We start from the raw sequence: 18,153 nt of genomic DNA on the forward strand, positions 1-18,153 counted from the left end.
ACTTCCGGAACGCTCACGGGGTGATGGTGATGACGGCTGCGGCGGGCGCTAATGGATCTCGGTTTTCACCAGGCTTGGCCCTGGCGGCGCTTGGTGTCGTCTACGGGGACATCGGCACCAGCCCGCTCTACGCCTTTGCCCAGGCCATCACTGCCAGCGGCGATGGCGGTGCGGGCCAGGCCTGGATCGTCACGGGCGTCGTCTCGGTGATCTTCTGGGCCCTTATCCTGATCGTATCCTTGAAATACGCCATCCTGATCCTGCGCGCCGACAACAAGGGCGAAGGCGGCATCGTCGCCCTGCTGGCGATTCTGGAAGGCAGTGGCCGGCGCGAGGGTCGTCGCCAGGTCGTCCTCTTGATCATCGGGCTGGTGGGCGCTGCGCTGCTCTATGGCGACGGCGCCATCACGCCGGCCATCTCGGTGCTCAGCGCCATCGAGGGCTTGGAGATCGCCGCCCCGTCGCTGGCCCATGTCGTGGTGCCCTTGACCCTGGTGATCCTCCTCGTTCTGTTCATGGTCCAACGCTACGGCACCGGCATGATCGGCCGTTTCTTCGGCCCGATCATGCTGGCCTGGTTCATCCTCATCGGCCTGCTGGGATTGGCCAGCATCGTGCGAAATCCCGCCATCCTCACCGCACTCAATCCGTTCGTGGCCCTGAATTTCCTGGTGACGGCAAATCCAGCCGTCAGCTTCGCCATCCTGGGGGCGGCCTTTCTCGCCGTCACCGGCGGCGAGGCGATGTACGCGGATATGGGGCATTTCGGCCGGAACCCCATCCGCCTCGCCTGGTTCACGATCGCCCTGCCCGCCCTGGTTCTCAATTATTTCGGCCAGGGCGCCCTGCTGCTCGGCAATCCCGCCGCCGCTTCCAATCCGTTCTACAATCTGGTGCCGGACTGGCTCCATTTTCCCGTCATCATCTTCGCCACGGCAGCCACCGTGATCGCCAGCCAGGCCATCATATCGGGAGCGTTTTCATTGGCGCGACAATCCATACAGCTTGGTCTCCTCCCGCGCCTCACCATCAAGCAAACCGACAATCAGGAGTTCGGCCAGATCTACGTTCCTCTGGTCAACTGGCTGCTGTGCATCGCAACACTCGGCGCCGTGCTCGGCTTCGGCTCGTCCGCGGCTCTCGCAGGCGCCTATGGCGTGGCCGTCTCGCTGCTGATGGCAATCACGACTCTGCTGGCAGCGCTCGTGGCCCGGCATTGGGGCTATAATCTCTTCCTCGTCATTCTGGTCAATGGCGCCTTCTTCATCGTCGATCTGATCTTCGTCTCCGCCAATGGCGTCAAGCTCTTCGAAGGCGGCTGGTACCCGCTGCTCTTGGCCATCTTCGTCGCCATGCTGATGTTGACCTGGCGCCGCGGCCAGATCCTTGCCGAACAGGCCCGCAGGCATCTGCGCGTGGAGGAAACGGCCTTCTTTGCAGCGATGAAAACCCAGCGTCCCGTCAGGCTGCCGGGCACGGCCGCCTTCCTGAGTTCGGCCATAGTCGGCATGCCGCTCTCGCTGAGCATTTTTTGGCGCCACACCCACGCCATTCCAGAGCGCGTGCTGCTGGTCACCGTCAAGGGCGCTGAGACCCCTCGCGTCAAGGATGTCGACCGCGTGACGGTAACCTCTCTTCGCCCCGGTTTCGAGCGCATCATCCTGCGCTTCGGTTTCATGGAGGAACCGGATGTGCTCAAGGGCATGCGGCTGGCCATCTCGCAAGGCCTGATCTCCGGCTTCGACCTTGCCGAGATCTCCTTCTATATCGGCAGTGAGACCATCATTCCGTCCAAAAAGATCGCGGGCATGGCCTTCTGGCGCGAGGTCCTCTACGCCATGCTCCAGCGCAATGCCGAACGCTCGGCTTCCTATTTCCGCATCCCGGCGCCGCAAGTGGTGCAGTTTGGAACGGAGATCGAGATCTGAACGCCCTCAGGACGCGATCGGCCCCTTGAAGACGAAGAAGGCGCCGGCGCAGATCAGGGCAAAGCCGATGGCGTGGTTGATCGTGAGTTTCTCACCCAGATAGAAGACCGAGAACAGGGCAAAGATCACCAGAGTGATCACCTCCTGCATCGTCTTGAGTTCGGCCGGTTGATAGACGTGGTTGCCAAAGCGATTGGCGGGAACCGCGAGGCAATATTCGAAGAAGGCAATGCCCCAGCTCACAATGACCACCAGCCAGAGAGGCCGGTTCTCGAATTTGAGATGCCCGTACCAGGCAAAGGTCATGAAGACGTTGGAAAAGGTCAGCAGAACGATCGGCAGCAGCCAGGCGGGAATGAAGGACAGCATCGATATTCCAGGGTTATGGTCGCAACGCAGTCCCGATCGCGCAGATTTGCGGGCGGGGGTCGATGCGAAGGATGGGATCCTCAGGAGGGAGCGGAAAGTTCCTCGAGCTTGCTGCGCAGCAAGCCCTCGTTCAGCGTGAAAGCCTGGTCATAATCACCCGGCCCACCGATGAGCCAGTGATAATCGAGACCGAGGCGCTTGCTGAGCCATAGATAGGTACTCTTGGTGAAATTTTCGGGAAACAGCTCGATGACCTGCGTTCCCGGCCGGCAGAACGCCAGATTGCCGAGCCCGGCACCATGTACTCCGATGACCATTTCGGCCTGGGAGAACAGGCGGACCTGCTCGGCATGATTGTCGCCCCTGGCCTCGAAGCGCTCGAAGCCGTGCTCCTTTGCAATGTCCCAGAGCGCGTCTTCGTTGAGCAGACGCCGGATCTTGCTGCTCCCTCGCGAAAAGAAGATGCGCTGGGCGCCTCGGCGCTCCACCCGGTAATGCTCCCGGAAGAGCTCGGCCAACCGCCATACCGGTGCGGCTTCGGCAAAACTCCATTCGGCGTTGCCGGCATCGAAGGAAAGCCACAGAGCCTCCTCGACCGCAACCTTCGCATCGTCCGGCAGAGCAACCACACGCACCCCGGGATAGGCCTGCTCCAGCAAGGCGCAGCCCAGATGCAGGCTCTCCAGGCGCGAGGGCGGCAGCAACAAGGTGAGTGGCAGGCCCCTGGGGTGAAAACGCTCAAGATAGTCGACCACGGGCACCAGGTCTTCAAACAGGGCATGATAATAGTTGTCCGTGCGGGCCAGCAGAAGGCAACGCCCGGCCAGAGCGGGCAAGGTGCGAAGCCGCTTGGCCTTGGCGAAGTTCCAATTGACCCATTCCACGTCGCGTATCACCACGCCCCCCTTACCGGGCGCGAAAATGCGGCTGACATGGCCGAGCAGCTCGGCGGGCTTCACTGTCACCGCCAGTTCCTGCACCGGAACCGTGACGCCTCCCGTCCACTCGCGTGCCAAAGTGTCGTAGGGCCAGCACCGGTCCCGCACAAAGGCGCATTCCTCCGGCGTGAACGAGGTTGCCATCTCGGCCTTGCGATCTTCGATGACCAGGGCTGCGGCAATCTGGGGATCGACCCCGCGCGGATAGAAGGAAAAATGGCGCCGCAACAGCCCTACCCGCCCGATGGTCGCCCGCGTCATGCGCCAGCGCCAGTAGCGGATATTGAAACGCTTTCGAAATCCGGATTTGACGCGGGCCATTTCTGCCGTTTGATTGCCATTGAACAGCCAAGCGGCTATAGCCGCGCCACCACCCTCTGTCTATCGGATCAGACCTTGAAAGCTATCATTCTCGCCGGCGGCATGGGCACACGCATTTCCGAAGAATCGCATCTGCGCCCCAAACCGATGATCGAGATCGGGGGCCGGCCGATCCTCTGGCATATCATGAAGATCTACAGCCATTACGGCATCAATGATTTCGTGATCTGCCTGGGTTACAAGGGCTATATGATCAAGGAGTATTTCTCCAATTACTTCCTGCACAATGCGGATGTGACGATCGACGCCGAGAAGAACGAGGTCACCTATCACAACCAGAAGGCCGAGCCCTGGCGGGTCACCATGGTGGATACCGGCGAGACCAGCATGACGGGCGGCCGGCTGAAGCGGGTCGCGCCCTTCCTGACGCCGGGCGAATCCTTCTGTTTCACCTATGGCGACGGCGTCGCTGATGTCGACATTGGCGCCCTCATCGCCTTCCACAAGAAGCATGGCAAGCATGCCACGCTGACGGGCGTGATCCCCCCTGGCCGTTATGGCTCCCTGTCCCTCGACGGCGAAAAAGTCACCCGTTTCATCGAAAAGCCTCCGGGCGACAATGCGCTGATCAATGGCGGCTTCTTCGTGCTGGAACCGGGCGTGGTCGATCTGATCGAGACGGACCAGACCTCCTGGGAAGGCGCACCGCTCGAAGCCTTGGCCGCCTCCGGCGAATTGATGGCCTATCGGCATTCGGGGTTCTGGCAGCCCATGGACACCTTGCGCGACAAGAACCATCTCGAACAATTGTGGGCACAAGGCAAGGCGCCCTGGAAGGTCTGGCCGTGATCGGGGCAGCTGCCGCAGGCGCATTGCCTTCACCGGGCTTCTGGCGGGGCAAGAAGGTGCTCCTGACTGGCCATACCGGCTTCAAGGGAAGCTGGATGGCCTTGTGGCTGCATCGGCTGGGGGCCGAGGTCACCGGCTTTGCGCTGCCGCCGGCCGCCGACCAGCCGCTGTTCGCCGCAGCCGGCGTGGACAGCGCGGTCCGCTCGATTCTGGGCGACCTGCGTGACGCCGAGGCCGTGCGCCAAGCAGTGAATGTGGCGCAGCCACAGATCGTGCTGCATCTCGCGGCCCAGGCATTGGTGCGACGCTCCCTCGCCGATCCGGTCGAGACCTTCGGGTCCAACGTGATGGGTACTGTCCATCTTCTCGACGCCCTGCGCTCTCGCCCCGGCCTCGCCTGTATCCTCGCGGTGACCTCGGACAAGGTCTACCTCAACCAGGAAGAAGGATCGGCCTTCCGCGAGGACGATAAGCTCGGCGGCAAGGACCCCTATTCTGCCTCCAAGGCGGCGGCCGAGATCGTCACCTATGCCTATGCCCGCTCTTTTTTCGACAAAGCGGGTGTGCCGGTTGCCACGGCGCGCGGCGGCAATGTCATCGGCGGCGGAGACCATTCGGCCGACCGGCTGGTTCCCGATATCGTACGTGCCGTGCGCAGCGGGAGGCCGCTCGAACTGCGCCATCCGGAAGCGACACGTCCCTGGCAGCATGTGCTGGACTGTGTGAACGGCTATCTCGTCTATGCCGAGCGGCTCACCACCGTTGCCGATACGCCGCGCGCGCTCAATTTCGGCCCCGATCCGTCTCGCCCCCTGCCCGTCTCGGCAGTGGCGGACGCTGTCTTCCACGCCCTCGACCGCAAGCCGGACTGGCTGCACAAGCCGGTACCCGGTTCCATCGAGATGAAGGCCCTGACCGTCAACTCCGACCGCGCCCGCCACCTGCTCGGCTGGCAGGACAGGCTGGCCGGCCCGGCCAGCCTGGAATGGACCGCGCAATGGTATGCGGCCGAGGCCGCCGGCCAGGATATGCACGCCTTCACCCTCGACCAGATCTCCCGTTTCTCGACGCTTTGAGACCGCCGCCATGACCGATGCCAAGTCAACGCTTCCCCATTGCCGGTTCTGCGCCACGCCGCTGACGACGACCCTGTGCGACCTCGGTTCGATGCCGCTCGCCAATGACTATCGCCTGCCCGACGACAGCAATCCCGAGCGCAGCTTCCCGCTGCACGCACGCGTATGTCCGAGCTGCCTGCTGGTCCAGGTCGACGATTCCGTGCCGCCCGATGCCATCTTCTCCGACTATGCCTATTTCTCGTCCTATTCGGACAGTTGGGTCGCGCATGCCAAGCGCTATGCGGATGCGATGATCGAGCGTTTCAAGCTCGACGGCGCTTCGCTGGTTGTCGAGATCGCCTCCAATGACGGCTACCTCCTGCAGCACTTCAAGGCCGCGGGCGTGCCGGTGCTCGGTGTCGAACCGGCTGCCAACGTCGCCGAGACGGCCCGGGCCAAGGGCATCGATACCGAGGTGGCCTTTTTCGGGGTCGAAACCGCCAGGCACCTGGTCGGCCAGGGCAAGCGCGCCGATCTGATGGCCGCCAACAATGTGCTCGCCCATGTCCCCGACATTCGCGATTTCGTCGGCGGCTTCGCCACCCTGCTCAAGCCCGAAGGCGTCGTCACCTTCGAATTCCCGCATGTGCTCAATCTGATCGAGAAGGTACAGTTCGATACCATCTATCACGAGCACTTTTCCTATCTCTCGCTGGTGACGGTTGAAAAGGTTTTTGCCGCCGTCGGGCTCAAGGCCGTCGATGTGGAGGAATTGCCGACCCATGGCGGCTCGCTGCGCCTGTTCGCGGCGCCGGCAGCTTCCAGCCACCAACCTTCGGCGCGGCTCGATGCCCTGCGCGCCAAGGAGCACGCCGCCGGTCTCGACACCCTGGCAGGCTATGAAGGCTTTGCCGCCAAGGTCGCCGAGGTCAAGCGCAGCTTCCTCGCCTTCCTGGCCGAGGCCAAGGCCGCCGGCAAGACCATCGCCGCCTATGGCGCTGCCGCCAAGGGCAATACTTTCCTGAATTTCTGCGGCGTCGGCCCTGCCGATATCGTGGCGGTCTTCGATCGGTCCCTGGCCAAGCAGGGCCGCCTGCTACCCGGTAGCCAGATTCCGATCCTCTCGCCCGACAAGATCAGCGAGATTACGCCGGATTATCTGGTCATCCTGCCCTGGAACATCGCCGAAGAGGTGATGGAGCAAACGCGCCCCTTGATGCCCTCAGGCAGTTCCTTCGTGACGGCCGTGCCCAGCATCAGGCTTACACCGTGATCTTCAGCGAAACGCGGATCCCGGGTTGCTTCCTCATCAAGCCGGAGCCGCGGCGTGATGATCGCGGCTTCTTCGCCCGGACCTATTGCCCGGATGAGTTCGCCGCGGCCGGCATCACCTTCGCGCCGGTGCAGATCAATCTCTCGCGCAACGACAAGGCCTTCACGCTGCGCGGCATGCACTTCCAGGACCCGCCTCACGCCGAGGCCAAGCTCGTCCAGGTGGCACGGGGCGCGATCCATGATGTCGTGGTCGATTTGAGGCCGGACAGTCCAGCTTTCCGGCAATGGATCGGCGCGGAGCTGAGCGCCGACAACCTGCACCAGCTCTATATTCCCGAGGGCTGCGCCCATGGCTTCCTGACGCTCGAAGCCAGCACGGACGTCCTGTACGGCATGGGCCACAAATATGTTCCCGGCCATGCCCGAGGCTATCGCTACGACGACGCGGCCTTCTCCATCGAGTGGCCTCACCCGCCGGCGGTGATCGCACCGGCGGACGAGGCCTGGCCGGCCTTCGGTACGTGAAAGGCTGTCAGCCGCGGGGCTTTCGCGGCTGACGGCACGCTATTTCGCCTCGAAACCAGGATGATAGGCCACGTTTCCATGCGGTGTGTCAGCCCCGAAGGGCAAGCACTGGAAATAGACCGGCGGCAGGCCGGGTAGGCAAAGCCCCACCTCGTTCTTGAAGCCGAAACGGCTGTAATAGGCCGGATCTCCCAGCACGACACAGCCTTCGGCCCTCAGCCGGCGAAGATCGGCTAGGCCTGCCTCGATCAAGGCTCGCCCGATGCCGCTCCTCTGGCAGTCCGGCCGCACTGATACTGGCCCCAGCCCGTACCAGTGCCGAAAAGCGCCGTCGATGGTGACGTGCGAGAAGGCAACATGGCCGACGATCTCGCCTGCTTTTTCCGCAACTAGCGACAAAGTCAGGGCTCCCGCCGCCCGCAAGGCGTCGACGATCGCCGCCTCCGTCTGGCTGCTATGCGCCATTCCCTCGAAAGCCGCCTTCGTCACCGCGCGAATGATGCCGATATCGTCGGCACGTTCTGGTCGGATTTGCATGATTTGTCCTCTAAAGCGTTTTTCAGAAAAGCCGATGGGCTTGTTGATCAAGAAACCGCGTTGAAACAATGCGTTGGAGAAAAAGTGCCATTCGAAGAAATCGCACTTTTCTCTTGTTCAGCGATTGTCGGCCTGCGCGCGCACGCTCTCCCGCCCCCTGCGCGAAATGCGGTAAGGGCCGGAGGCATGCGACTCGATCAGTCTCTTGCGGTGAAGCTTGCAGAATGTCTCCAGCGTGCAGTCGGCCAGACGATGGCCGTCGCGCGTGAAGCAGTCGACATGGTGGATGCGGCCATTATCGCCGCGGTGATGACGGATATGGCCGCCCTGGGCCAGCACGTGCAGCACACGCTGCTCGCCCCGTGAAATGTTCATGATGGTAGAGCCTGTCGCAGAAACCATGACAAGCATCGCCCGGGCGCTCGGCTGATCCAGCCACAGCGCCTCGCAATGCTTTCTCATGTCTCGTCAAATCGAGACGATCAGCGGTTTCCCACAAGCTCTGACATAAAACCTTCCGCTCAAATCAGCAGGTGGCCATCGCATAGTTCGGCATTGGCCCGGTGTCAATCCGACCCAGTCATCAGGGCCTGCCGAGGGTCACAAGCCTCAGGTACACAAATCCTGCTGCACCTTGCAGGCGCCGTTCTTATCCGCGCACGCCGCGAGTGCGCCATCCCTCGCCTCGGCCAGGCTGCGTCCGCGCGCGGCGGCATAGCGATGGCGCTCACCAACGGCAACCGCCCCGCAATGCGGCGCCCGATTGTGGGCGCTGGCAGTCCGGCCGATACGCCGATCATCCCAGTCATTGTAAACGAGCACGGCAAGAGCGCAGTCATCTCCCGCACCGTCCTTCTGCCCGATGGCATTGCGACAATGGCGGAGCGCCGTTTCGCGCGCCTCCTCACGTGTCGCCGCTCCCCAGAAGATGCCATCCTTGCCTGTCGAGGGTGAATAGGCGATTGCCCCCCAGACGGCTCGGTCGGCAGTGGTCTGCGGATCGGGTTGCACAGCCCCGTAGGTCGTGTCCCTGTTATCGCCGGCACCGGCCGGCAAGCTCATCGCGGCCAGCGTGACACCGATAAAGAAAGCCCTGCGCATTGTCTGTCCCCGCCGAAAGCCCGGTCGCGTCCCGCCGATCCGGTGGCCTTACGCAAGGATATGCATATAGAATTCAGGCTTTGACAAGAGGTCATCCCGGCTGAAGGGACGTTGACACTATAGCGACCTCAACACCGGTGATTTCGCATCCTTGTTGGGGCCGATTTCCCCCGGCCGCAATTTACGGAGGTCGATCGAGGCGAGAGTGTGAAACGAGCGTCGCTGTGGAACCCGCGCGCCTCGGCGTGCATTTCATCTATGAATTCAATATTCAGGAAGACTCGAATGCCCCAGTTCGTCATCATGAAACGTCGCGGCGCTCACGTCGTACCGCTGCCGGAAGCGCCGACTTTCGACGATCTCGTCGAGGCCGAGATTTGGGCGGCCACCTATCTGGAAGGCGATCCAACCTTGTTCGACAAAAGCCTGGATTCGATCGAAGTGCACAGACAGGACCTGCAACCGGCGACACGCAAGGCAGCAGCAGGCCGAGGCTAAACACAAATCGCGCTTGCAGGACGACAACGCTAAACGATTGAATCATTGGTGGGCGGTGACGGGCTCGAACCGCCGACCCTCTCGGTGTAAACGAGATGCTCTACCAACTGAGCTAACCGCCCCCAGTCGCGGGGAACCACACAGGGCCTCTGTCTATTGTGCTTGCGCGCGCTTCGCAAGGCAAAAGAAAGCGGCCGTGCCTTTGTGAGACACGGCCGCTCCCAGATCATTTCAGTGTCAGTGGGCGACGACGGCGTTGGCGTCATCGCCGGCTTTGGCCGGCGGCGGCGCGTTCTTGTCCTCGTCCCAGGTGATGGGCTCGGGCATGCGCACCAGCGCCCTGCGCAGAACCTCTTCCATCCTGGAAACCGGCACCAGTTCGAGGCCGTTTTTCACATTATCAGGAAGTTCTGCCAAATCCTTGGCATTCTCTTCCGGAATCAGCACGGTCTTGATGCCAGCCCGCAGCGCAGCGAGCAGCTTCTCCTTCAGGCCACCGATCGGCAGCACGCGGCCGCGCAGAGTGACCTCACCGGTCATGGCGACATCGCGGCGAACCGGGATGCCCGTCATCACCGACACCATGGCAGTTGCCATGGCGATGCCGGCAGAAGGGCCATCCTTGGGCGTTGCGCCTTCGGGCAGATGCACATGCACGTCGCGCTTGTCGAACAGCGGCGGCTCGATGCCGTAATCGATGGCACGCGAACGCACATAGGAGGCTGCCGCGGAGATCGACTCGCGCATGACGTCCTTCAGATTGCCCGTCACGATCATCTTGCCCTTGCCAGGCATCATCACCGCTTCGATGGTCAGAAGCACACCGCCGACCTCTGTCCAGGCCAGACCCGTGACCGCACCGACCTGATCCTCGAGTTCGGCCTGGCCGTAGCGATAGCGCGGCGCACCGAGATACTCTTCGAGCACCGTGTTGGTCACCTTCACGCTCTTCTTCTTGGACATCAGAATGTCCTTGACGGCCTTGCGGGTCAGGTTCGAGATCTCACGCTCGAGGTTACGCACCCCGGCTTCCTGCGTGTAGCGGCGCACCAGGTTGAGTAGCGCTTCGTCATCGATCGAAAACTCGCGCGCCTTCAGACCATGCTTCTGCACGGAGGAAGGGATGAGATGCTTGCGGGCAATCTCGACCTTCTCGTCTTCCGTATAACCGGCGAGACGGATGATCTCCATGCGATCCAGCAACGCCGGCGGGATGTTGAGCGTGTTCGCTGTGGTCACGAACATCACATTCGACAGGTCATAATCGACCTCGAGGTAATGATCGTTGAACGTCGAGTTCTGCTCGGGATCCAGCACTTCCAGCAGAGCCGAAGACGGATCACCGCGGAAATCCTGGCCCATCTTGTCGATTTCATCGAGCAGGAAGAGCGGATTCTGCTTCTTGGCCTTGCGCATCGACTGGACGACCTTACCGGGCATCGAGCCGATATAGGTGCGCCGATGGCCACGGATCTCGGCCTCGTCCCTGACGCCGCCGAGCGACATGCGCACATATTCGCGGCCGGTCGCCTTCGCGATCGAACGGGCGAGCGAGGTCTTGCCGACACCCGGCGGACCGACGAGGCACAGGATCGGGCCGGTCAACTTGTTGGCACGCTGCTGCACCGCCAGATACTCGATGATGCGCTCCTTGACCTTCTCCAGGCCATGGTGATCGGCATCGAGAATCTCCTGGGCATGCGGCAGATCCTTCTTGATCCGGGACTTGTCGCCCCAGGGCAAGGAAATCAGCCAATCCAGATAGTTGCGCACGACGGTGGCCTCGGCCGACATCGGCGACATCTGGCGCAGCTTCTTCATTTCGGCCTGCGCTTTATCGCGGGCCTCCTTGGAGAGCTTGGTGTCCTTGATCTTCTGCTCGAGTTCGCCGAGTTCGTCCTTGCCTTCCTCGTCGCCCAGTTCCTTCTGGATCGCCTTCATCTGCTCGTTGAGATAGTATTCGCGCTGGGTCTTCTCCATCTGCCGCTTGACGCGGGTACGGATGCGCTTCTCGACCTGCAGAACGGAAATCTCGCTCTCCATCAGGGCGAGCACCTTTTCCAGGCGCGCAGAGATCGACAGGATCTCCAGCACTTCCTGCTTGTCAGCAATCTTCACCGCAAGATGCGCCGCGATGGTATCGGCCAGCTTGGAATAGTCCTCGATCTGGGTGACCGTGGCCACGACTTCCGGCGACACTTTCTTGTTGAGCTTCACATAGCTCTCGAATTCGGCGACCACGGAACGGGCGAGCGCCTCGGCTTCGATCTTCTCTCCGCTGCCATCGCCCAGGACTTCGGCTTCGGCCTGGTAGAAATCATCATGCCCGGAGTAGGAGAGCACGCGCGCGCGATCGACACCCTCGACCAGCACCTTCACCGTGCCGTCGGGCAGCTTCAGCAATTGCAGCACGGTAGCCAGCGTGCCGAGCTTATAGATTGCCTCCGGCGCCGGATCATCCTCGGCGGCGTTCAACTGCGTCGCCAGCAGAATGTGGCGATCGGTCCGCATGACTTCTTCCAGCGCCCGAATCGACTTTTCGCGGCCGACGAAGAGCGGCACGATCATATGCGGGAACACGACGATGTCGCGCAACGGCAACACCGGGAACGTATCGACGGTGCCGGCCGGCAACGGAGGACGCTGTTTATTCGTTGTCATTGCATATCCTTTCCTGCGCCGTACCACGCTGCAATAGCCGTGCCAGCGGCGCTATCCTCCTGGCCAACATGAAGAGCGACCCGGAGGTATTCCCAACTGCCCCGGCTGGGCACAGTTGCTTCGATAAGGGTTAGGTGGAGAGCACCAAGCACAGTGTCAAGCCGGCCAATCCCGGTAAATTGCGCTGTCTCGATTTTCCTTCTCGCACCTGCGAACCTCACTGTAATTTTCTGCCCGATCGACTTTGGATTGATTGCGGGGAGCTACGAGCTATCCTTGAAATGACGTCCCGAAAAGCTTCGACAATCCTTTAAATCGCGTAATTTTCTACGGAAACCAGCTCGAATCGAGCTGATCCCTCCTGGCCCCACGATACCCCCCTCCGACGTCCAGCGCAATCAACGGCCGATGCGGCGAATGGTCGACCTTCACCAGATCGAGCCATGCATTTCAACATGACTGCAGGCAGGCACCGACATGACAATGCCGGCCCACAGGCCGGCATTGCAGTGCAAGCGTTGTTCCTGCCGGCATCAGCCGGTGGAGGAAACCTCCTGCTTTTCAGAATAGATGAAGAGCGGCTTAGCCTGTCCGTCAACGACCTCCTTGGAGATCACCACTTCCTCGACACCGTCGAGGCCCGGCAGTTCGAACATGGTGTCAAGCAGGATGCCCTCCATGATCGATCGCAGGCCGCGCGCACCGGTTTTGCGCTCGATCGCCTTCTTGGCAATCGATGACAAGGCCTCCTCCTGGAAGGTCAGATCGATGCCCTCCATCTCGAACAGGCGCTGATACTGCTTCACCAGTGCGTTCTTGGGCTCGGTCAGGATCTTGATCAGCGCCGGCTCGTCGAGGTCTTCCAGTGTCGCAATGACAGGCAGACGCCCGACGAATTCCGGGATCAAGCCGAATTTCAAGAGATCCTCGGGCTCGACCTCGCGGAAGATCTCGCCGGTTCGCCGGTCCTCCGGTGTCACCACGCGAGCGCTGAAGCCGATCGAAGTGCCCTTGCCGCGGCTCGATATGATTTTTTCGAGGCCCGAGAAGGCACCGCCGCAGATGAAGAGAATATTGGTGGTATCGACCTGCAGGAACTCCTGCTGGGGATGCTTGCGTCCACCCTGGGGCGGAACGCTGGCCACCGTGCCTTCCATGATCTTCAGCAAGGCCTGCTGCACGCCCTCGCCCGAAACGTCACGGGTAATCGAGGGGTTGTCGGACTTGCGGCTGATCTTATCGACCTCGTCGATATAGACGATGCCGCGCTGGGCGCGCTCGACATTGTAGTCGGCCGCCTGCAGGAGTTTGAGGATGATGTTCTCGACATCCTCGCCGACATAGCCGGCTTCCGTCAGGGTGGTGGCATCGGCCATGGTGAAGGGCACGTCGATGATGCGGGCCATGGTCTGGGCAAGCAGTGTCTTGCCCGAGCCGGTCGGCCCGATCATCAGGATGTTCGACTTCGCCAATTCGACATCGCTGTGCTTGGTAGCATGGTTGAGGCGCTTGTAGTGATTGTGCACGGCCACGGAGAGCACGCGCTTGGCCTGCATCTGACCGATCACATAATCGTCGAGCACCTTGCAGATCTCACGCGGGGTCGGTACCCCATCGCGCGACTTCACCAATGAGGATTTGTTCTCCTCACGGATAATGTCCATGCACAGCTCGACACATTCATCGCAGATGAACACTGTCGGGCCGGCGATGAGCTTGCGAACTTCGTGCTGGCTCTTGCCGCAGAACGAGCAGTAGAGCGTGTTCTTGGTATCGCTGCCGGCCTTGGTCATGGCATCCCCCTTTCGGGCTCTCTCGGCGGAACGGACATTCCGCGTAATCCCACGGGAACCCCCGTGGCTGTAAACACAATCCTGCAGGCGTACCTGCATCGACAAGTTTCGTATTGCAAGGGTTATGCCAAGTGGCGTTCGCCCCTGCAATCTTTGATGACACTGCATCCAGCAGGTTCAATGCTGGAATCTAGCGCCCTTCACGTCAACAGATCATTACCGATATCCATCGCAATGAACTGTGGCGAAACTCGTGCAGGTCGCCTCCTGCAACGTCATATCAGGCCTTGGCAGCGCCCTCATCGGGGCGCTTCTCGCTGACATGGTCGACGATACCGAAAGCTTTCGCCTGCTCGGCTTCCATGAAATTGTCACGCTCGAGAGCGTCCTGGATCGTCTTGATGTCCTGGCCGGTGTGCTTGACGTAGATCTCGTTCAGGCGCTGCTTCACCCGGCGGGTCTCCTCGGCATGGATGAGGATGTCGGTCGCCTGGCCCTGATAGCCGCCCGAAGGCTGATGCACCATGATCCGGGCGTTGGGCAAGGCGAAGCGCAGATCCTTCTCGCCGGCGGCAAGCAGGAGCGATCCCATCGATGCGGCCTGGCCGACGCAAAGCGTGGAAACCGGCGAGCGAATGAACTGCATGGTGTCGTAGATCGACAGGCCTGCCGTCACCACCCCACCCGGCGAGTTGATGTACATTGCGATTTCCTTCTTGGGATTCTCTCCCTCGAGGAACAGCAACTGGGCCACCACGATGGAGGCCATGTAGTCCTCCACCGGGCCGGTCAGGAAGATGATGCGCTCGCGCATCAGGCGCGAATAGATGTCCCAGGCACGCTCGCCGCGATTGGTGCTCTCGACCACGGTCGGTATGAGGTTGTTGGTATAGAAGTCGATCGGATCTCGCATCAAATCTCTCCAGCAAGCGAATCTCGGCAGTCCATGTTCCCGTCAGGGCAGGGATCGCGAGCCTGTTTGTCAAGTGAACCTTCCCGCCCCCCGCTAGGACATGAAGGCGCGACGGGTGTCGAGGGTGGCTTGCCTGAGCAGAAACGGGCCCTCCCGTCGCAAATGTGTCGTCAAGTCTCGTCCTGCAAGTCCCCTCTCCGCCTTTTGCGAAAACCGAGGGCATTCGAGAACGACAATGGCCGGGGCAGGCCCGGCCATTGCATATCCGTTTCGACGAACCACGACGGCTCGGCGCAGCCTCACTCGGCAGACTTGGCAGCCTTGGCCTTCTTGGCCTTGGCCGGCTTGTCCTCTGCCGCGGCGGGAGCAGCCTGCTCGTCGTCTTCCTTGAACAATTCCTCCTTGGAGACCTTGTCCTCGGTGACGTCGGCGAGCGAGAGGATATGGTCGACGACCTTGTCCTCGAAGATCGGGGCACGCAGCTCGGCAATCGCCTGCGGGTTCTTGGTATAGAACTCCCAGATCTGGCGCTCCTGGCCCGGGAACTGGCGGGCCCGCTCGATCACGGCGCGGGTCGCCTCTTCCTCGGTCACCTGGATCTTGTTGCTCTCGCCGATCTCGGCCAGAACGAGGCCAAGGCGCACGCGGCGGGCCGCGATCTTGCGATAATCTTCCTTGGCAGCCTCTTCGGTGGTGTTCTCCTGCTCGAAGGTGCGGCCGGTCTGCTGCATCTCGCGCTCGACCTGCAGCCAGACATTGTCGAACTCCTGCTGGAACAGGGTCGGCGGCAGATCGAAGGAATATTTCGCATCCAGCGCATCGAGGAGCTGGCGCTTCACCTTGCTGCGCGAGACGTTGTTGTACTCGCCCTCGATCGAGCTCTTGATCACTTCCTTGAGCTTGTCGAGCGATTCAAGGCCGACGGACTTGGCAAGTTCGTCGTCGACGACCAGGTCGCCCGCAGCCTGCACCGCCTTGACCTTGACGTCGAAGGTGGCGTCCTTGCCGGCCAGCGTGTCGGAGGCATAGTTGGTGGGGAACTTGACCTCGATGGTCTTTTCCTGGCCGGCGGTGACGCCGATCAGCTGATCCTCGAAGCCGGGAATGAAGGTGTTGGAGCCGAGGTCGACGGAAATGTCCTCGCCCTTGCCGCCCTCGAACTCGACGCCGTCGATCTTGCCGACGAAATCGACGATCACGCGGTCGTGGGTCTCGGCCTTCGACTTGGCCTTCTTGTCGGCATAGGTCACGTTGCGGCGCGCCAGATCCTCGAGGCGCGACTGCACCTCCTCGTCGGCGACTTCGGCCACCGGCTTGACGATCTTGATGCCGGAAATGTCGCCGACCTCGAAGGTCGGCAGCACTTCCACGGCGACGGTCCAGGCGAGATCGGCCTTGCCGTCCAGCACCTGCGTCACGCCTTCATCGTTGGCACCGAAATCGAGCTTGGGTTCCATGGCCAGCTTGATCTGGTTCTCATCCACGATCTTGCGATTGGCTTCGCCAACGAAATTGTTGACGACATCGGCAGTCACCGAGCGGCCGTAGAGACGACGCAGATGCGCCACCGGCACCTTGCCCGGACGAAAGCCGTTGACACGGACCTTGCCCTTCATGTCTTCCAACTGGGCGTCGGTGCGCGTGGCGATATCGGCCGCCGGCACCACCACTTTGAATTCCCGTTTCAGGCCATCGGCCAGGGTTTGGGTCACCTGCATATTCTTGTCCCGAATCCGTGAGTTCGTAGCCGCCCTGTTTCAAGGCCATCAAGGCCGGTCGTGGTGCGGGCGGAGGGGCTCGAACCCCCACGACTTTCATCACTGGAACCTAAATCCAGCGCGTCTACCAGTTCCGCCACGCCCGCAAATAGGGCTCCCTATCGCGGAACTTGCATTCCGCGAAACGAGTGGCGCCATATAGCATGTCATGAAATTGATGCAGCAAAAAAATGCCGCCCCCTGCATGATATTTGGAGTCCAGGATTCGCAGGCGGCGGCAATGCCCAGCCGTGAGGCCATTGCCGGAGCCCGAACGGCCGCCCCGGCAGGCGGGAATCCACCCTTATCCAGCCCAGAAGGACCCACCGATGACCGGCAGCCTCAATCGGCGTCAGCTCCTTGCCGGGCTCGGTGTCAGCCTGACCAGTCTTGCCCTCGCCCGCCCTGCGGCGGCTTCAGGATTGACCTTGACGGCGGCCGCCGGCGAACTCGCCTTGCCAGGCGGCGCGAGACCGACCCGGACGCAATGTTTCGATGCCTCGACCCCGGGGCCCCTTCTGCGCGTGAAACGCAACCAGGCCGTGACCGTGCGCTTCGCCAACCGTCTCGAAGCGCCTTCGACAATCCACTGGCATGGCATACGCCTCGCCAACGCCATGGACGGCGTCCCTGCGCTGACGCAACAGGCGGTGAAGCCGGGTGACGGTTTCGACTATGCGTTCACGCCGCCGGATGCCGGTACCTTCTGGTACCATCCGCCCGCTTTCGGGCCGTCCCTGTCCCAATGCGAGGCCGGGCTCTATGGCGTTCTCGTCGTCGATGAAGACGAACCTCCCAAGGTCGACCGCGATCTGATTCTCGTCATCGACGACTGGCATATCGGCCCCGACGGGCAGATCCTGCCGGCAGCGCACAGCGCCGGTGGCAAGTCCATCATCACGGTGAATTCGAAAGCGGCCGAAACGATCAGCCTTGCTCCCAATGAGAGGCTGCGCCTGCGCATCGTCAACGTCGCCATGACGCGCATCGCCAAACTGGCTCTGGCCGGCTTTGGGGCCAGTATCATCGCCATCGACGGCCACCCCGTCGACACGCCCTTTGCTCCCAATCACGGCCGGATCGATCTGCCGCCCGGTGGTCGTGTCGATATTGCGGTCGACGGCACGCTCGCAGCGGGGAGCGAGGCCGGCATCGCGCTCGACCATGATGGTGAAGTCGTCGTTCTCGCCCATCTCGCAGCGAGCGGCGCGGCGCCGCTTCGTCCGGCTCCCTTGCCCCCCTTGACGCTCCCACGTCCCGATCTGCCCGCTGCCTTGGCCCTGCAGAAGGCCAAGCGCGTTGCCGTGCCCCTGCCCGGCCGTGCCGGCGGCCAGTTTCTGCCAGACAGGCCTTTGTTCTCGGTCAAGCGCGGCAGCCTCGTCGATCTGGCACTCTCGAACAAGACGCGCGTCGACCAGGTCGTGCATGTGCACGGCCACGCCATGCGCATCCTGCATCCCTTTGACGATGAGTGGCAGCCCTATTGGGTCGACACGGTCGCGATCGGCCCGGGAGAGACCGTCCATACGGTGTTCCTGGCGGACAATTCCGGCAAATGGCTTCTGCATGGCCGCCCCTGCGGCCCTGCCCAGGAGGATCTCGTGACCTGGTTCGAAGTGATCTGAACTCT

General features: G+C 61.9%; 16 protein-coding genes and 2 tRNA genes. 7 read left to right on the plus strand and 11 right to left on the minus strand.

Annotated features, from left to right (window positions below):
• Window positions 1–29: 29 nt before the first annotated feature.
• Complete coding sequence (locus AB4037_RS17945) at window positions 30–1,928, plus strand: potassium transporter Kup (RefSeq protein WP_441772441.1); 1,899 nt, start codon at window positions 30–32, stop codon at window positions 1,926–1,928.
• A 6-nt stretch (window positions 1,929–1,934) separates the two neighbouring features.
• Here AB4037_RS17945 and AB4037_RS17950 read toward each other — a convergent pair whose 3' ends face one another.
• Window positions 1,935–2,297 (minus strand): DMT family protein, encoded by a 363-nt coding sequence (locus tag AB4037_RS17950; protein WP_434956142.1) that lies wholly within the window; start codon window positions 2,295–2,297, stop codon window positions 1,935–1,937.
• Window positions 2,298–2,377: 80 nt separating this feature from the next.
• Entirely contained in the window at window positions 2,378–3,556 is a 1,179-nt protein-coding gene (locus AB4037_RS17955) for a glycosyltransferase family 61 protein (RefSeq protein WP_434956141.1), read from the minus strand.
• 75 nt (window positions 3,557–3,631) lie between these two features.
• On the opposite strand from AB4037_RS17955, the gene rfbF reads away from it, so the two are divergent.
• The 4 genes from rfbF to AB4037_RS17975 are packed head-to-tail and all read left to right on the plus strand — an operon-like array spanning window position 3,632 to window position 7,263.
• Window positions 3,632–4,405 (plus strand): glucose-1-phosphate cytidylyltransferase, encoded by a 774-nt coding sequence (rfbF, locus tag AB4037_RS17960; RefSeq protein WP_434956140.1) that lies wholly within the window; start codon window positions 3,632–3,634, stop codon window positions 4,403–4,405.
• A complete protein-coding gene (gene rfbG, locus AB4037_RS17965) occupies window positions 4,402–5,481 on the plus strand; it encodes a CDP-glucose 4,6-dehydratase (RefSeq protein WP_441772442.1) in 1,080 nt (359 codons plus the stop codon). The genes rfbF and rfbG overlap by 4 nt, the downstream gene beginning before the upstream one ends.
• Before the next feature lie 10 nt (window positions 5,482–5,491).
• A complete protein-coding gene (locus AB4037_RS17970; RefSeq protein ID WP_441772443.1) occupies window positions 5,492–6,736 on the plus strand; it encodes a methyltransferase domain-containing protein in 1,245 nt (414 codons plus the stop codon).
• The gene (locus tag AB4037_RS17975) at window positions 6,733–7,263 is read left to right on the plus strand and encodes a dTDP-4-dehydrorhamnose 3,5-epimerase family protein (RefSeq protein WP_441772444.1); all 531 of its coding nucleotides are present in this window, start codon (window positions 6,733–6,735) and stop codon (window positions 7,261–7,263) included. The genes AB4037_RS17970 and AB4037_RS17975 overlap by 4 nt, the downstream gene beginning before the upstream one ends.
• A 39-nt stretch (window positions 7,264–7,302) precedes the next feature.
• On the opposite strand, the gene AB4037_RS17980 is transcribed toward AB4037_RS17975, so the two are convergent.
• The 3 genes from AB4037_RS17980 to AB4037_RS17990 all read right to left on the minus strand — a co-directional run bounded on the left by AB4037_RS17980 (window position 7,303) and on the right by AB4037_RS17990 (window position 8,901).
• Window positions 7,303–7,800, minus strand: a complete 498-nt coding sequence (locus AB4037_RS17980; protein WP_441772445.1) for a GNAT family N-acetyltransferase — start codon at window positions 7,798–7,800, stop codon at window positions 7,303–7,305.
• A 117-nt stretch (window positions 7,801–7,917) separates the two neighbouring features.
• On the minus strand, window positions 7,918–8,175 hold the full coding sequence (locus AB4037_RS17985; protein WP_434956135.1) for a YjhX family toxin: 258 nt from the start codon (window positions 8,173–8,175) through the stop codon (window positions 7,918–7,920).
• A gap of 234 nt (window positions 8,176–8,409) precedes the next feature.
• Window positions 8,410–8,901 (minus strand): DUF4189 domain-containing protein, encoded by a 492-nt coding sequence (locus AB4037_RS17990; protein WP_434956134.1) that lies wholly within the window; start codon window positions 8,899–8,901, stop codon window positions 8,410–8,412.
• 285 nt (window positions 8,902–9,186) lie between these two features.
• On the opposite strand from AB4037_RS17990, the gene AB4037_RS17995 reads away from it, so the two are divergent.
• A complete protein-coding gene (locus AB4037_RS17995; protein WP_441772446.1) occupies window positions 9,187–9,399 on the plus strand; it encodes a hypothetical protein in 213 nt (70 codons plus the stop codon).
• A 46-nt stretch (window positions 9,400–9,445) separates the two neighbouring features.
• Here the strand turns inward: AB4037_RS17995 and AB4037_RS18000 are convergent.
• From AB4037_RS18000 to AB4037_RS18025, 6 genes are all read right to left on the minus strand, one after another.
• A tRNA-Val gene (locus AB4037_RS18000) sits at window positions 9,446–9,521 on the minus strand.
• Window positions 9,522–9,636: 115 nt separating this feature from the next.
• Entirely contained in the window at window positions 9,637–12,060 is a 2,424-nt protein-coding gene (gene lon, locus AB4037_RS18005; protein ID WP_434956132.1) for an endopeptidase La, read from the minus strand.
• A gap of 533 nt (window positions 12,061–12,593) precedes the next feature.
• Entirely contained in the window at window positions 12,594–13,853 is a 1,260-nt protein-coding gene (clpX, locus tag AB4037_RS18010; RefSeq protein ID WP_434956131.1) for an ATP-dependent Clp protease ATP-binding subunit ClpX, read from the minus strand.
• 280 nt (window positions 13,854–14,133) lie between these two features.
• The gene (locus AB4037_RS18015; protein WP_434956130.1) at window positions 14,134–14,766 is read right to left on the minus strand and encodes an ATP-dependent Clp protease proteolytic subunit; all 633 of its coding nucleotides are present in this window, start codon (window positions 14,764–14,766) and stop codon (window positions 14,134–14,136) included.
• Between the two features lie 299 nt (window positions 14,767–15,065).
• Window positions 15,066–16,484, minus strand: coding sequence for a trigger factor (tig, locus tag AB4037_RS18020; RefSeq protein ID WP_434956129.1), 1,419 nt, complete (start codon window positions 16,482–16,484; stop codon window positions 15,066–15,068).
• Between the two features lie 61 nt (window positions 16,485–16,545).
• A tRNA-Leu gene (locus tag AB4037_RS18025) sits at window positions 16,546–16,630 on the minus strand.
• Window positions 16,631–16,852: 222 nt separating this feature from the next.
• On the opposite strand from AB4037_RS18025, the gene AB4037_RS18030 reads away from it, so the two are divergent.
• A complete protein-coding gene (locus AB4037_RS18030; protein ID WP_441772447.1) occupies window positions 16,853–18,148 on the plus strand; it encodes a multicopper oxidase family protein in 1,296 nt (431 codons plus the stop codon).
• The last annotated feature ends 5 nt before the right edge of the window (window positions 18,149–18,153 follow it).

This window comes from Labrys sp. KB_33_2 (assembly GCF_052114505.1).
GTDB lineage: Bacteria > Pseudomonadota > Alphaproteobacteria > Rhizobiales > Labraceae > Labrys.